This window comes from Xanthomonas sp. 1678 (genome assembly GCF_031455575.1).
Lineage (GTDB): Bacteria > Pseudomonadota > Gammaproteobacteria > Xanthomonadales > Xanthomonadaceae > Xanthomonas_A.
In genome coordinates, this window is sequence record NZ_JAVDSZ010000002.1 from 512,251 (window position 1) to 526,675 (window position 14,425).

12 protein-coding genes are annotated in these 14,425 nt (G+C 71.2%); 1 reads left to right on the top strand and 11 read right to left on the bottom strand.

The window, feature by feature from the left end; all coding sequences use genetic code 11:
* Positions 1–12 precede the first annotated feature (12 nt).
* A complete protein-coding gene (locus J2Y70_RS05305) occupies positions 13–672 on the bottom strand; it encodes a protein-L-isoaspartate O-methyltransferase (RefSeq protein WP_263395663.1) in 660 nt (219 codons plus the stop codon).
* 129 nt (positions 673–801) lie between these two features.
* Positions 802–1,467, bottom strand: coding sequence for a TetR/AcrR family transcriptional regulator (locus J2Y70_RS05310; protein WP_263395662.1), 666 nt, complete (start codon positions 1,465–1,467; stop codon positions 802–804).
* A gap of 290 nt (positions 1,468–1,757) precedes the next feature.
* Here J2Y70_RS05310 and J2Y70_RS05315 point away from each other — a divergent pair, with 290 nt between their 5' ends.
* A complete protein-coding gene (locus J2Y70_RS05315; protein WP_309914220.1) occupies positions 1,758–4,769 on the top strand; it encodes a diguanylate cyclase in 3,012 nt (1,003 codons plus the stop codon).
* A 183-nt stretch (positions 4,770–4,952) separates the two neighbouring features.
* On the opposite strand, the gene leuB is transcribed toward J2Y70_RS05315, so the two are convergent.
* The 9 genes from leuB to ilvC all read right to left on the bottom strand — a co-directional run bounded on the left by leuB (position 4,953) and on the right by ilvC (position 14,114).
* A complete protein-coding gene (leuB, locus tag J2Y70_RS05320) occupies positions 4,953–6,029 on the bottom strand; it encodes a 3-isopropylmalate dehydrogenase (RefSeq protein WP_309914223.1) in 1,077 nt (358 codons plus the stop codon).
* The gene (leuD, locus tag J2Y70_RS05325; protein ID WP_309914226.1) at positions 6,019–6,597 is read right to left on the bottom strand and encodes a 3-isopropylmalate dehydratase small subunit; all 579 of its coding nucleotides are present in this window, start codon (positions 6,595–6,597) and stop codon (positions 6,019–6,021) included. Before leuD ends, leuB begins: the two co-directional genes overlap by 11 nt.
* Positions 6,597–6,776 carry a hypothetical protein gene (locus J2Y70_RS05330; RefSeq protein ID WP_309914229.1) on the bottom strand — a complete coding sequence of 60 codons (180 nt, stop codon included), beginning with the start codon at positions 6,774–6,776 and terminating at the stop codon, positions 6,597–6,599. The genes leuD and J2Y70_RS05330 overlap by 1 nt, the downstream gene beginning before the upstream one ends.
* A complete protein-coding gene (leuC, locus tag J2Y70_RS05335; RefSeq protein WP_309914232.1) occupies positions 6,776–8,191 on the bottom strand; it encodes a 3-isopropylmalate dehydratase large subunit in 1,416 nt (471 codons plus the stop codon). Before leuC ends, J2Y70_RS05330 begins: the two co-directional genes overlap by 1 nt.
* 81 nt (positions 8,192–8,272) lie before the next feature.
* Positions 8,273–9,832, bottom strand: coding sequence for a 2-isopropylmalate synthase (locus J2Y70_RS05340; protein WP_309914235.1), 1,560 nt, complete (start codon positions 9,830–9,832; stop codon positions 8,273–8,275).
* Positions 9,829–10,935, bottom strand: a complete 1,107-nt coding sequence (locus tag J2Y70_RS05345) for a threonine dehydratase (RefSeq protein ID WP_309914238.1) — start codon at positions 10,933–10,935, stop codon at positions 9,829–9,831. The genes J2Y70_RS05340 and J2Y70_RS05345 overlap by 4 nt, the downstream gene beginning before the upstream one ends.
* 174 nt (positions 10,936–11,109) lie before the next feature.
* A complete protein-coding gene (locus J2Y70_RS05350) occupies positions 11,110–11,358 on the bottom strand; it encodes an ACT domain-containing protein (RefSeq protein WP_263395654.1) in 249 nt (82 codons plus the stop codon).
* Positions 11,342–13,063, bottom strand: coding sequence for an acetolactate synthase 2 catalytic subunit (gene ilvG / locus J2Y70_RS05355; RefSeq protein WP_309914245.1), 1,722 nt, complete (start codon positions 13,061–13,063; stop codon positions 11,342–11,344). The genes J2Y70_RS05350 and ilvG overlap by 17 nt, the downstream gene beginning before the upstream one ends.
* A 43-nt stretch (positions 13,064–13,106) precedes the next feature.
* Positions 13,107–14,114, bottom strand: a complete 1,008-nt coding sequence (gene ilvC / locus J2Y70_RS05360) for a ketol-acid reductoisomerase (RefSeq protein WP_309914247.1) — start codon at positions 14,112–14,114, stop codon at positions 13,107–13,109.
* Positions 14,115–14,425: the final 311 nt, after the last annotated feature.

A 14,425-nucleotide genomic window follows, 5' to 3' on the forward strand; every position in this document is an offset into this window, starting at 1 on the left:
TCCTTGGATGGATCAGAATGTGAACTGGGGGACCGGCGCGGCACCGCGCAGGTAGTACGCCAAATCGGTTTCGAACAGCGATTCCACGCGCGGCGCGCCGGCATCGGCGTGGACCAGCACCGCGTCCATGACCGGGGCGCGGCCGCGGATCGCGAACAGCCGGCCGCCGGGACGCAGCCAGGCCAGGAACTGCGCCGGGATTTCGGTGACGGCGGCGGTGACGCAGACCACGTCGAAGCGGCGCTCGCTGTGCCAGCCGAACGCGTCGGCGGTTTCGATGCGCACGTTGCTGCCCAGCGCGGCGGCATCCAGGTTGGCGCGCGCACTGGCGGCCAGGGCCGGTTCGATCTCCAGGCTGACCACGTCGCGGCCGAGCTCGCCCAGGCAGGCGCTGACGAAGCCGCTGCCGGTGCCGATCTCCAGGACGTCCTCGCCCGGCTGCAGGTCCAGCGCCTGCAGCATGCGCCCTTCGATCACCGGCTTCATCATGTATTGGCCGTGGCCCAGCGGGATCTCCAGATCGGCATAGGCCACCGCGCGATGCGCCTGCGGCACGAACAGCTCGCGCGGCAGTCGCGCCAGCACGTCGAGCACGCGCAGGTCGAGCACGTCCCAGGGACGCACCTGCTGTTCAACCATCTTTTCGCGGGCTTGGGAGTAGTCGATCGTCATCTGGGGCATCCAACGCGGTGGGTCGCGCATTTTAGCCGGCCCAAAGGCCGTGCGTATGCTGCAGCATCGCCGCAGGCGGGCCATGGCGCGCAGTGCCGGAAGTCACCGGGCCGGCCTGCCGGGGCGGACTCAGCGCGGCGCATAGGCGCGCAGGAAGAAGTCGACGCTGGCCTGCACATGGGCCTGGATCCGGGCCTGGCTGGGGTCGCGGCACAGGCCGCACATCATCAGCGAGTGCAGTTCGCCCTTGACCAGGCAGAAGAACTGCGAGGCGGCCAGGGGCAGGTCGGGGATCTCCAGCTCGCCGGCGGCGACATGCGCCTGCAGCAGCTGCGCCAGGTCTTGCTGGGTCCGTTTGGGACCGGCATTCCAGAACATCTCGCGCACGTGTTCGTCGCCGGTGCCGGGCGCGAGCATCATGCGATGGGTCGCCATGGCCGCGTCGCTGCCGATCATCGCGAAGAACGCCAGGCCGATTTCCACCAGCTGCGCGCGCAGCGGTCCTTTGCGCGCATGCCCGAACAGGTCGTCGGGCAGCAGCGCCTGGCACTGCGCGCGGACCGCTTCGGCGAACAGGGTCTCCTTGTCGCCGTAGTGGCTGTAGACGGTGAGCTTGGACACGCCGGCCCGCGCGGCGATGCCGTCCATGCTGACCCCGCCGAAGCCCAGTTCGGTGAACAACTGCTTGGCCGCTTCCAGGATCGCCGCGCGCTTGCCCATGTCCTTGGGCCGCCCCGGGCCGGCGGCACGGGTGGAGGATTTGGGGGAGGGGACGACGGAGGGTTTACTGACCATGGCGGCAATACTAGACCAGTCGGTTCGATATTTATACTATACCGTGTAGTGCACTATTGGCTGCGGCGATCTTCATGGCGCCTGCTGGCCAGGCCGTCGGGGTGCGACCCGTGCGCCGCCTTGGCCCGAAAAAGCCGTGTACACGCCGCCTGGACGATGCTGAACGCAGCGTGCCGCAGCACCCGCGGCGTAGGGAACGTCCTGACATCGGCGGCGAACGCGCAGTGATAAATTGCATTCCTTGCATGGTAGGGGATGGCTGCGCGCTGGCGCGGCGCGATCGGAAGGCAATGGAGCAGGGGGCACACCGTCATTCGACTGTCGGCGGCGCGCATGCGTTGCGCCGCCGCGTGCGCGTCTGCCTGCTGCTGGCGCTGCTGTGCGCCTGCTGCGCGGCGGGTGCGGGCGCCCAGCAGGCGGCGCTGGCCCTGTCCGAACATGCCATCACCGAGCGGCCCACGGTGGTGCGCTGGACCATGGAGGAAGGCCTGCCGCACAACCTGGTGCATGCGCTGGCGCAGGACCGCGACGGCTTGCTGTGGATCGGCACCTGGGAGGGCGTGGCACGTTTCGATGGCCGCGGCTTCACCGTCTTCGATCGGCAGAACACGCCCGGCATGGAGATGTCCGGGGTGTTCGTGATCGTGCCCGAGCGCGAGGGCGGGGTCTTGATCGGCACCGCCTACGACGGCGTGTTCCGCTATGCCGAGGGCAGTTGGGAGCACCTGGGCGACGCGCGTGCGCGGCGGCTGTCGGTGGTCTCGATGCTGCGCGACCGCGACGGCGCGCTGTGGGTCGGCAGCGAGGACGGGTTGTACCGGATCGAGGCCGATGGCCGCCTGAGCGCCGTCGGCGCTGCGGCCGGTTTGCCGAAGACGCGGGTCGCGGCGCTGCTGCAGCAGGCCGATGGCGGCGTGCTGGTCGGCACCGCGCAGGGCCTGTTCCGCCTCGACCCCGCCAAGACGCGCGCGCAGCGCTGGGGCAGCACGGCGGCGATGCGCGCGGCGCCGGTGCGGCGCCTGGGCCACGACCGCGACGGCGGGCTGCTGGTCGCCGGCGATGCCGGCGTGTTCTGGCTGCACGCCGACGGCACGCTGCAGTGGTTGCGCCAGGGCCAGCGGGTCGACGCCGCGCTGCAGGATCGCCAGGGCCAGCTGTGGACCAGCCTGTCCAGCGGCCAGCTACTGCGGCGTTCGCGCAACGGCGCCAGCGAGGAGATGCTGTCGATCTCCGGCGTGGTCAGCCCGGCGCTGATCGAAGACCGCGAAGGCCTGATCTGGGCCGGCAGCACCGACGGCCTGTTTCGCGTCGCCGCGGGCGATGCCGGCGGCCTGACCCGGCGCGACGGCCTCTCCGGCGACTACGTGCGCGTGGTGCGGCAGAGCGCCGACGGCGCGATCTGGATCGGCCATGCGGCCGGGCTCGACCGCTGGCAGCGCGGCCGCGTCGGCGCGCTGCGCATCGCCACCGGCGGTCGCGACCCGTCGGTGCTGGCGCTGGCGCCGGCCAACGACGGCGGCATGTGGGTCGGCACCTACGACCAGGGCGTGCTGCTGCTGGCGGCCGACGGCGCGGTCCGGCAGCGCCTCGGGACCGAGGCCGGCGTGCCGCGCACGATGGTGCGCGCGCTGCTGCAGGATGCGGACGGCGGCCTGTGGATCGGCAGCAATGCCGGCCTGATCCATCGCCGCGGCGGCCGCAGCCGCGTGTACACCGTGGCCGACGGGCTGCCGGCGGCGCAGGTGCAGGCGCTGTACCGCGACCGTGCGGGGGTGCTGTGGATCGGCACCAGCGACGGCATCGCCTCGCTGTCGGCGAGCGGCGCGCTGCGGGCGTGGCCGAGCGGCGCCGCGTTCCCGGCGCACAACGCGTTCGATTTCCTGGGCGATGCCGACGGCTCGCTGTGGATCGCCAGCGACCGCGGCCTGCTGCGGCTGCGCGGCGACCGCTTCCAGGTCTACGACCATCGGGTCGGACTGCCGCGCGACAAGCTGTTCCGGATCATCGACGACGGCCACGGCCATCTGTGGGCGACCAGCAACCAGGGCGTGTTCCGCATCGCCCGCGACAGCATCGCGCAACTCGATGCCGGCCGCCGCACGCAGCTGGCGGTGGACGCGGTCGACCGCAGCGACGGCATGCCCGGCAGCCAGGGCAACGGCAGCAGTGCGCCGGCCGGCTGGCTGACCCGCGACGGCACCTTGCTGATCCCGACCTCGGCCGGCCTGGCGCTGATCGACCCGGCGCTGCCCAGCCGGCATGCGCTGCGCGCGCCGGCGGTGGTGGTCGAGCGACTGCAGGTCGACGGCCGCGAGCAGCCGCTGCGCCACGACTACCGCTTGCACGGCAGCGTCGGCCGGCTCGCCGTCGACTATGCGGGGCTGAGCTTCCGCTCGCCGGACAAGGTGCGCTACCGCTATCGCCTGCATGGCTTCGACCGACAGTGGATCGACGCCGGCAGCAGCGAGACCGCGGTCTACACCAACCTGCCGCCGGGCAGCTATCGCCTGGAGATACAGGCCACCACCAGCGCGATGGACTGGTCGCGCAGCGCGCTGGTCGGGCGCACCTCGCTGCAACTGGAGCTGGTGCCGCCGTTCTGGCAGCGCGGTCCGTTCGTGGTGATCGCGGCGATCGCCTGCAGCGGCCTGCTGATGTGGTGGTACCGCAGCCGCAGCCATCGCTACCTGCGCCGCCAGCGCCGGCTCAACCGCATCATCGCCGAGCGCACCCACGAGCTGCGCGCAAAGAACCTGGCGCTGAAGCTGGCCGATCGCGAACGCGACGAACTGGTGCGCAAGCTCGCCCACCAGGCCGGCCATGACGCGCTGACCGGCCTGCCGAACCGGCGCACCGCCGACCCGCACCTGACCGCGGCGCTGGAGCGCGCGCTGGCCAAGCCGGCGCCGCTGTGCGTGGCCTTGCTGGACATCGACAACTTCAAGCGGATCAACGACACGCACGGCCACGAACTCGGCGACGAAGTGCTGCGCCGGGTCGGCGAGGCGTTGCGTGCCAGCCTCGGCGAGCAGGCGTTCGCCGCGCGCCATGGTGGCGAGGAATTCCTGCTGGTCTTGCCGGGCCTGGACCGCGAACAGGCGCGGGCGCGGCTGGACGAGCTGCGCCGCCGCGTCGCCGCGATCGTGGTCCTCGATGGCGACGGCCGCGCACTGCAATGCACCGCCAGCATCGGCTTCGCCTGCCTGGCCCCGACGCTGCAGACCCGCCGCGAACTGCTGGCCCTGGCCGACCAGCGCCTGTACCAGGCCAAGCGCGAGGGACGCGATCGGGTGATCGGGTAGGGCGCAAGCGCGAGACGGCGGTGCGCGCCCTTGTAGGAGCGGCTTCAGCCGCGACACACGGCACGGCGGGCCTGCGGCGTTGGTTCCTGTCGGGGCTGAAGCCCCTCCTACAGGAGCGGCTCCACGCGACGAACCGGCCGCCGCCTATCCGCAGCGGCCGAACGCCTTACCAATCCCCAATCCCTACTCCCGAATCCCAGCCGCCTGCAGCCGCTCCACCACCGCGCGTGCCGCCGCATTGGTGGAAATGCCCTGGCCCGGCGCGGCGAGGTCGGCGGTGAAGGCCTGCGCGTCGAGCGCGGCGTCCACGGCCTGTTCGATCGCCTCGGCTTCGGCGCTCAGGCCCAGCGAATGGCGCAGCAGCAGCGCGGCGCTGAGGATGGTGGCGTAGGGATTGGCGATGCCCTTGCCGGCGATGTCCGGGGCCGAGCCGTGGATCGGCTCGTACAGGCCGATCCGGCCTTCGCCCAGCGACGCCGACGGCAGCAGACCCAGCGAGCCGGCCAGCATCGAGGCCTCGTCGGTGAGGATGTCGCCGAACATGTTCTCGGTGACGATCACGTCGTACTCGCGCGGCTTGGCCAGCAGGTGCATGGCCATCGAATCGACCAGCTGGTGCTCCAGGCGCACGTCCGGGAACTCGTCGCGGCCGATGCGCGCGGCCACGTCGCGCCACAGCCGCGAGGTCTCCAGCACGTTGGCCTTGTCCACCGAGGTGACGTGGTTGCGGCGCTGCTGCGCCAGCCGGAACGCGCTGCGCAGCACCCGCTCGATCTCCTCGACGCTGTAGCGGCACAGGTCGCTGGCGTCGGTGGCGCTGCGGGTCTTGTCGCCGAAGTAGATGCCGCCGGTCAGCTCGCGCACCACGACGATGTCCACGCCGGTGAGCAGGTGCGACTTGATCGGCGAGGCGTCCAGCGCCGCCGGGTGCGGCTTGACCGGGCGCAGGTTGGCGAACAGCCCCAGGCCGCGGCGGATCGCCAGCAGGCCCTGCTCGGGGCGGATATTGGCATTGGGATCGGACCATTTCGGCCCGCCGACCGCGCCCAGCAGCACCGCGTCGGCCTGCTGGCAGGCGGCCAGCGTCGCCGCCGGCAGCGGCTCGCCGTGGCGGTCGATGGCGATGCCGCCGATGTCGTGTTCGTGGAACTCGAACGTGTGCTGGTAGCGGCGGGCGATGGTGCGCAGCACCGACACCGCCGCGGCGGTGACTTCCGGGCCGATGCCGTCGCCGGGCAGGACGACGATGTCAGCGTGCATGGGCGGCCTCGTACTGTTCGATGAAGGGTTCGCGCAGCAGCAGGTAGCCGAGTTCGTCGACGCCTTCGAGCAGGCAGGTCTGCGAGAAATCGTCGAGCGGGAAGGCGTAGACGCGGCCATCGGGCGTACGCAGTTCGCGCGCGGCCACGTCCACGGTCAGCGCGTCGTCCGGACGCTGCATCAGCGTCTGCACGTCGGCCTCGGCCAGCACGATCGGCAGCAGCCCGTTCTTGAGGCTGTTGTTGCGGAAGATGTCGGCGATCTCGCTGCTGACGATGGCGCGCAGGCCCAGGTCGGTCAGCGCCCACGGCGCGTGCTCGCGCGAGGAGCCGCAGCCGAAGTTGCGCCCGGCCAGCAGGATCTGGCGGCCGGCGTTGTGCGGCTGGTTGAACGCGAACTCCGGGTTCGGCGTGCCGTCTGCCTGCCAGCGCCAGTCGTTGAACGCGTTGCGGCCGAGGCCGGCGCGCTCGGTGGTGGACAGGAACCGCGCCGGGATGATCTGGTCGGTGTCGATGTTGGTCTGGCGCAGCACCACGCTGGCCGAGGTGAGGGCGGCGAATCCGGCCATCAGCAGGTCTCCTGGGACACGGTGGCAGGTGCGGCGGCCGCTTCGGCTTGCGTCGCCGGCGGCAGCGCCGGGGTCGGCACGTGCGGCGGCAGCAGTGGCTTGCCGCGGTGGGCGAAGGCGCGGGTGGTCGCGGCGACGAAGGTCAACGTGGCCGCGAGCGCGGCGATGTGCGGCACCATCACGCGACCTCCGCGAACAGCGTGCGCGGGTCGCTGACCTGGCCGTTCACCGCGGCCCACGCCGCGGTCATCGGCGAGGCCAGCAAGGTGCGCGCGCCGGGGCCCTGGCGGCCTTCGAAATTGCGGTTGCTGGTGCTCACCGCCAGTTGCCCCGGCGCGACCAGGTCGCCGTTCATCGCGATGCACATCGAGCAGCCGGATTCGCGCCACTCCGCGCCGGCGGCGCGCACCACCTCGTGGATGCCCTCGGCCTCGGCCTGGCGCTTGACGATCTCCGAGCCCGGCACCACCAGCATGCGCACGTGCGGCGCGACGCGGCGGCCGCGCAGCACCTGCGCCACTTCGCGCATGTCGCTGAGCCGGCCGTTGGTGCAGGAACCGACGAACACCACGTCCACCGGGGTGCCGATCAGCGCATGGCCGGATGCGAAATGCATGTAGTCCAGGCCCTTCTGCGCGGCCGCGTCCTGCGCCGCCGGGATCGGTACGTCCACCGCGATCGCGGTGCCCGGGTGGGTGCCCCAGGTCAGGGTCGGGCGGATGTCGCGCGCGTCGATGCGCACCTCCACGTCGAAGCGCGCGCCCGGATCGCTGCGCAGCTGCGACCAGCGCTGCACCGCGGCGTCGAACTCCGCGCCCTTCGGTCCGCGCGGGGTCTTGGCCATCCAGTCGAAGGTGATCTGGTCAGGTGCGACCATGCCGGCGCGCGCGCCGGCCTCGATCGACATGTTGCACAGGGTCATGCGCTGCTCCATGTCCATCGCTTCGATGGTGGAGCCGCGGTACTCGAGCACGTGGCCGGTACCGCCGTTGACCCCGATCACGCCGATGATGTGCAGGATCACGTCCTTGGCGCCGACGCCCGGCGCCAGCGGCCCGTCGACGCTGATCGCCATGGTCTTGGCCTTGCGCTGCAGCAGGCACTGCGTGGCCAGCACGTGGCCGACCTCGCTGGTGCCGATGCCGAACGCTAGCGCGCCGAACGCGCCGTGGGTAGAGGTGTGGCTGTCGCCGCAGACGATGGTCATGCCGGGCTGGGTGAAGCCCTGCTCGGGCGCGATCACGTGCACGATGCCGCGGTTGTCCGAGGCCATGTCGAACAGTTCGATGCCGTAGTCGGCGCAATTGCGCGCGAGCATGTCCACCTGCGCCTCGGAGGCCTTGGTGTAGTACGGAAGCTTGCCGTCGGCGCCGCGCGGCAGGGTCGGCGTGGAGTGGTCCATCGTCGCCTTGGTGCGGTCGGGCCGGCGTGGCTTGAGGCCGCGCGACTTCAGTTCGGTGAACGCCTGCGGCGAGGTCACCTCGTGGATCAGGTGCAGGTCGATGTACAGCACCGCCGGGGCGGTGCTGCTTTCGGGGACGACGACGTGCGCGTCCCACAGCTTGTCGTACAGGGTACGGGGGGTCGAAGACATTACGGGACTACCTGGCAGGGACGCTGGGCGAGGGTGGGAACGGAGCAGGGTGCATGGCGACGATGACGGGGTCGTGGCCGCTCAGGCGGCCGCCGTCGCGGCGCCGGCGTGCGCGCCCTGGCGCTGGCGCAGCACGCGGTTGGCCACGTCCAGCCAGGCCAACGCGCTGGCCTCGATGATGTCGCGGCTGGTGCCGGTGCCGTCGTACTCGACTTCGCCGTGGCGCACGCTGAGGTTGGCCTCGCCGCGCGCATCGGCGCCGATGCCGACGCTGTGCACCTGGTAGCTGTCCAGGGTCAGCTGCACGCCGGTGGCGGCGGCGAGCGCGGCGAACAGCGCATCCACCGGGCCGTCGCCTTCGGCGCGCTCTGTGACCCGCTGGCCGTCCGGATCGGACAGCTCGACCTGCGCGCTGGCGCGCTGGCCGCGGTCGCTGACGGTCATCGACGCGAGCCGGTAGCCCTGGCTTTCCGGCGCATCCTGCATCATCGCCTGCAGGTCGGCGTCGTTGACCACGCGCTGCTGCTCGCACAGCGCCTTGAACGCCTCGAACGCCAGGTTCAGTTCGGCCTCTTCCAGCACGTAGCCCAGCGCGCGCAGGCGCTGCTCGACCGCGGCGCGGCCGCTGTGGCGGCCCAGCACCATCTGCGAGGACTCCCAGCCCACGTCTTCCGGACGCATGATCTCGTAGGTGCCGCGGTGGCGCAGCATGCCGTGCTGGTGGATGCCCGACTCGTGGGCGAAGGCATTGCCGCCGACGATCGCCTTGTTGCGCTGCACCGGCATGCCGACCAGCCGCTGCAGCAGCTGCGAGCTGGCGACGATGCGCTGGGTGTTGATCGCGGTGTCGATCTCGTAGAACGCGTTGCGCACCTTCAGCGCCATCGCGATCTCTTCCAGCGCGCAGTTGCCGGCGCGCTCGCCGATGCCGTTGATGGTGCATTCCACCTGCCGCGCGCCGCCTTCCACCGCGGCCAGCGAGTTGGCCACGGCCAGGCCCAGGTCGTTGTGGCAATGGGTGCTGAACACCACCCGCTCGGCGCCGGGCACGCTGGCGATCAGCCGCGCGAACATGCCGCGGATCTCTTCGGGCGTGGTGAAGCCGACCGTGTCGGGCAGGTTGATGGTGGTGGCGCCGGCGGCGATCGCCACCGCGGCGACCTCGGCCAGGAAATCCTCCTCGGTGCGGGTGGCGTCCTCGGCCGAGAATTCCACGTCGTCCACGTACTGGCGCGCCAGCGAGACGTGCTTGCGTACCGATTCCAGCACCTGCTCGCGGCTCATCCGCAGCTTGTGCTCACGGTGCAGCGGGCTGGTCGACAGGAACACGTGCAGGCGCGGCTTGGCCGCCGCCTCCAGCGCGCGCGCCGAGATCTCGATGTCGGTGGCCAGGCAGCGCGACAGCACCGCCAGGGTCGGCTCGCGCAGTTCGCGGCCGATCAGCGCCATCGCCTCGCGGTCGGACTGCGAACTGGCCGGGAAGCCGGTCTCGATGATGTCCACGCCCAGCTCGGCCAGGGCGCGCGCCATGACCAGCTTCTGCGGCGGGGTCATGCTGCAGCCGGGGGATTGCTCGCCGTCGCGCAGGGTGGTGTCGAAGATGCGGATGCGGGGGGTCTGGGAAGAAGACGAAGTGTTCACCAGATGGTTTCCTCTACGGCGGCGGTGGCTGGCGGATGGGGTGGCGTGGGCGTGGGACGGCGTGGAGCGGGCGGAGCGGCGGCGAGCTGGCTGCGAAGTCGCTCGGTGTTGCGGCGGCGCGGCTTGCGCGGCGTGCGCGGGCGCACCTCCGACAGCAGCGTCGCCAGCACGCCGGCGTCGATGTTGCCGCCGGACACCACCGCGCACTTGCGCTTGCCGGAGACGCGGCGGCCGGCGGCCAGCGCCAGCGCGCCGGCGCCCTCGGCGATGACGTGCTCCTCCAGCGCCAGGCGCACCAGCGTCTCGCGCAGTTCCGCCTCGCGCACGATCACCACGTCGTCGAGCAGGCTGGCGCACAGCCGGCGGGTGATGAACCCGGGGATTTTAACCTTGACGCCGTCGGCCAGGGTGGGCACCGGGTCCACGGCGCGGATATCGCCGCGGATCGCCCGCGCCATCGAATCCACGCCTTCGACCTGCGCACCGACGATGCGCACGCCCTGCGAGCGCAGCGCCAGGGCCACGCCGGCGGCCAGGCCGCCGCCGCCGATCGGCACGATCACCACGTCCGGCGCATGCGCGGCCAGCTCAATGCCGACCGTGCCCTGGCCGGCGATCACGTCCGGGTCGTCGAACGCGGACAGGAAGCGGTAGCCGTTCTGCTCGGCCAGTTCGCGGGCGAAGGCGAAGGCCTCGTCGTAGCTGTTGCCGTGCTGGCGCACGGTGGCGCCCCAGTGCGCGACGCCGGCGATCTTGGTCTGCGGCGCGCCGTGCGGCATCACCGTGATCGCCTGCACGCCCAGCCGGTGCGCGGCCCAGGCCACGCCCTGCGCATGGTTGCCGGCCGAGGCGCAGATGATCGTGCGCTCATCGCCGCGCTCCAGCCCGGCCAGCAGCGCGTTCAGCGCGCCGCGCACCTTGTAGGATCCGGTGCGCTGCAGGTTCTCCAGCTTCAGCCACACGCCGAAGCGCTCGGCGTAGTGCACCGGCGTCGGCGGCAGGTAACGGCGCAGCCGCGCCTGCGCGGCCAGCACGTCGGCGACGCTGACCGCTACGTCGCCTACGTCCGGTTCCTGCGGGGCGGGGCGGCCGGGGTCAGGCATGGGGCGGCCGCGGGACCGGGGACCGGGGACCGGGGACCCGGAAAAGCGGGTTGGCGCGAAGAAGCGACCTCCATGGAAGAAGGCCCCTCCGCGGGCGAGCGGAAGCTTGCGGACGGCGCGCGACGCACGAGGCGCCGCCGGGTCCCCGGTGCCCGGTCCCTGGTCCCGTGCGCCTCACGGCGCCCCATCCAACGCAGTCACCCGCACCGACTCGCAGTCGTACACCTTCTCCATCTGCAGGCGCAGGCTCTCGCCCGGGCGGTTGCCGTCGACCACCATCTGCAGGTGCCAGCGGCCGGCGTCGTCGGCCACCGGCGCGCCGGTGATCGACAGCGGCGCGAAGCCGCGCCGCTCGGCCATGCCGATCGCGCGCAGCAGCGCGCCTTCGGCCGGCTTCAGCACCAGGTCAAGCTGGTATCGCATGGGGGGTCTCCTGGCGCTGGGTCGCGGGATTGCTTTCCAGCATGGTGCTGTTGGCGGTGTTCGGCGGCACCAGCGGCCACACGTTGGCGCGCGCGTCGATGGCCACGTGCAGCAGCGCCGGGCCCGGCTGCGCCAGCAGTTCGGCCAGCCCGTCCTCGACCTGGCCGCGCGCGGTGATGCGCTTGGCCGGGATGCCGAACACCTGCGCCAGCGCGGCGAAATCCGGGTTGTCGGACAGGTCGATCTCGCTGTAGCGCTCGGCGAAGAACAGTTCCTGCCACTGCCGCACCATGCCCAGCGAACTGTTGTCCAGCAGCACGATCTTCACCGGCAGCTTGCAGCGCGCGATGGTGACCAGTTCCTGCACGTTCATCATGAAGCTGCCGTCGCCGCTGACCAGCACCACGGTGCGGTCCGGGCAGGCGAACTGCGCGCCCATCGCCGCCGGCAGGCCGAAGCCCATCGTGCCCAGCGCGCCGCTGGTCAGGTGGTTGCGCGGATGGTTGAAGCGGCAGTGCTGCGCGACCCACATCTGATGCTGGCCGACGTCGCAGGCGATGATGGTGTCGGCCGGGGCCAGCTCGCTCAGCCGCTTCAGCAGGCCGGGCGCGTAGATGTCCTCGCCCGGCGCGTCGTAGCGGGCGCCGAACTTCTCGCGATGGCCGATGCAGCGCGCGTGCCAGGCCTCGCAGGTGCTGGTGGCCGTGCACAGGGTGCGCAGCGCTTCGGCCACGTCGCCGGGCACGGCGATGTCGGCATGGCGCAGCTTGGAGATCTCGCAGGCGTCGGCGTCCAGGTGGATGACCCGCGCGAACGGGGCGAACTCGGCCAGCTTGCCGGTGGCGCGGTCGTCGAAACGCGCGCCGACCACGATCAGCAGGTCCGATTCCTGCACCGCCATGTTGGCGGCGCGGGTGCCGTGCATGCCGAGCATGCCCAGGTAGTGCGGATGCCCGTGCGGCAACGCGCCCAGCCCGCGCAGGGTCAGCACGGTGGGGATACGGGTGCTGTCGACGAACTGGCGGAACGCGTCCACCGCGTCGGCCAGGGCGATGCCGCCGCCGCCGTAGATGACCGGCTTCTCGGCGCCGGCGATCGCCGCCAGGGCTTCGGCCAGGGCCTCGGCGTGCGGCGACGGCGGCACCGGCACCGCGGCCGGCACGTGGTCGGGCAGGTGCGAGGCGTCGCCCAGTTGCACGTCCTTGGGCAGGTCGATCAGCACCGGCCCCGGACGCCCTTCGCGGGCGATGCGGAACGCGTCGCGCACCACCTGCGGCAGGTCGTCCACGCGGCGCACCAGGAAGCTGTGCTTGACGATCGGCAGGGTCAGCCCGAACACGTCCAGTTCCTGGAACGCGTCGGTGCCCAGCAGCGGCGTGGCGACCTGGCCGGTCAGGCAGATCATCGGCACCGAGTCCAGCATCGCGTCGGCGATGCCGGTGACCAGGTTGGAGGCGCCCGGGCCGGAGGTGGCGACGCAGACCCCGACCCGGCCGCTGGCGCGGGCGTAGCCGTTGGCGGCCAGCGCCGCGCCCTGCTCGTGGCGGACCAGGATGTGCTTGAGCTGGCTGTCTACCAGCGCGTCGTAGAACGGCATGATGGTGCCGCCCGGATAGCCGAACAGCGTGTCCACGCCTTCGGCTTCCAGGGCCTGCGTCAGCCAGCGCGCGCCGTTGCGGGGCGTGCCGTGAGCGGAGGAGTTCATACGGTGGCGACCTTTCGGTGGAAGCGGGTGGGGGAGCCGCGGGTTACGCGGCTTGCTGGCCGGTGGCCGGCTTGGCGGCAGCCGCCTGGCCGTTCAACCAGACCATCTTGGCGCGCAGCTGCTTGCCGACCACTTCGATCGGGTGCTCCAGGTCGGCCTGCTTGAACTTGGTGTAGTTCGGCAGCCCGGCTTCGTATTCGGCGACCCAGTTCTTGGTGAAGGTGCCGTTCTGGATGTCGGTCAGCACGTCGCGCATGCGCTCCTTGGTGGCCGCGTCGATGACCCGCGGACCGCTGACGTAGTCGCCGTACTGCGCGGTCTCGGAGACGAACTCGAGCATGCGGGTGATGCCGCCTTCGTAGAACAGGTCCACGATCAGCTTCAGTTCGTGCAGCACTTCGTAGTAGGCGATTTCCGGCTGGTAGCCGGCTTCCACCAGCACTTCGAAGCCGGCCTGGACCAGCGACGAGGCGCCGCCGCACAGCACCGCCTGCTCGCCGAACAGGTCGGTCTCGGTCTCTTCCTTGAAGGTGGTCTTGATCAGGTTGGCGCGCGCGCCGCCCAGGCCGGCGGCGTACTCGAGCGCGAACTGCTCGGCCTTGCCGCTCTTGTCCTGGTACACCGCCCAGATGCACGGCACGCCGCGGCCGATCTCGTACTCGCGGCGCACCAGCGCGCCCGGGCCCTTCGGCGCGACCAGCACCACGTCCAGGTCGGCGCGCGGCTTGATCATGTCGAAATGCACGTTCAGGCCGTGCGCGAACAGCAGGCACGCGCCCTGCTTCATGTTCGGCGCCAGCACCTCGTCGTACAGCTTCTTCTGCACCATGTCCGGGGTCAGCACCGCGACTAGGTCGGCGTCCTTGACCGCCTCGGCGGGGCTCTTCACCACGAAGCCGTCGGCCTGCGCCTTGGCTTCGGTCGGGCCGCCCGCGCGCAGGCCGACAGTGACGTCGAAGCCGGACTCGCGCAGGTTCAGCGCGTGCGCGCGGCCCTGGCTGCCGTAGCCGACGATGGCGATCTTGGTGGTGGGCTGGGCGGAACTGGTCATGGGGCGGATTTCCTCGGGACGGTGTGGGTAGGGAGGGGTTTGCGTTTCGCGGTTACTAAAATGAAAAACCCCGCGCCGTTGCCGGTGCGGGGTCTGATCGAATCCAGGCTGCTTGTCGCTTACACGCCGGTTCGTCCCGCACTTGTGGGCGAGGTAATAAGCACGAGTACGAGGAGCGACGCGGCGGCGTCCGCGCGCAGCGCGGCGGGCAGGCGGGTCGGCTTCGGGCTGGTGTGGCGATGCAACATGCAGCGAGATAAACATGGGCTTTGCGGCACTGTCAACCCTGCCGCCGATGCGCGCTGGCGAAT

Excerpts from the sequence above, each read along its gene's own strand:
- ilvC (WP_309914247.1), bottom strand. The coding sequence starts at position 14,114 with ATGACCAGTTCCGCCCAGCCCACCACCAAGATCGCCATCGTCGGCTAC.
- J2Y70_RS05310 (WP_263395662.1), bottom strand. The coding sequence starts at position 1,467 with ATGGTCAGTAAACCCTCCGTCGTCCCCTCCCCCAAATCCTCCACCCGT.
- J2Y70_RS05315 (WP_309914220.1), top strand. The coding sequence starts at position 1,758 with ATGGAGCAGGGGGCACACCGTCATTCGACTGTCGGCGGCGCGCATGCG.
- J2Y70_RS05305 (WP_263395663.1), bottom strand. The coding sequence starts at position 672 with ATGACGATCGACTACTCCCAAGCCCGCGAAAAGATGGTTGAACAGCAG.
- leuD (WP_309914226.1), bottom strand. The coding sequence starts at position 6,597 with ATGGCCGGATTCGCCGCCCTCACCTCGGCCAGCGTGGTGCTGCGCCAG.
- leuC (WP_309914232.1), bottom strand. The coding sequence starts at position 8,191 with ATGTCTTCGACCCCCCGTACCCTGTACGACAAGCTGTGGGACGCGCAC.
- ilvG (WP_309914245.1), bottom strand. The coding sequence starts at position 13,063 with ATGAACTCCTCCGCTCACGGCACGCCCCGCAACGGCGCGCGCTGGCTG.
- leuB (WP_309914223.1), bottom strand. The coding sequence starts at position 6,029 with ATGCACGCTGACATCGTCGTCCTGCCCGGCGACGGCATCGGCCCGGAA.
- J2Y70_RS05350 (WP_263395654.1), bottom strand. The coding sequence starts at position 11,358 with ATGCGATACCAGCTTGACCTGGTGCTGAAGCCGGCCGAAGGCGCGCTG.
- J2Y70_RS05330 (WP_309914229.1), bottom strand. The coding sequence starts at position 6,776 with ATGGTGCCGCACATCGCCGCGCTCGCGGCCACGTTGACCTTCGTCGCC.
- J2Y70_RS05345 (WP_309914238.1), bottom strand. The coding sequence starts at position 10,935 with ATGCCTGACCCCGGCCGCCCCGCCCCGCAGGAACCGGACGTAGGCGAC.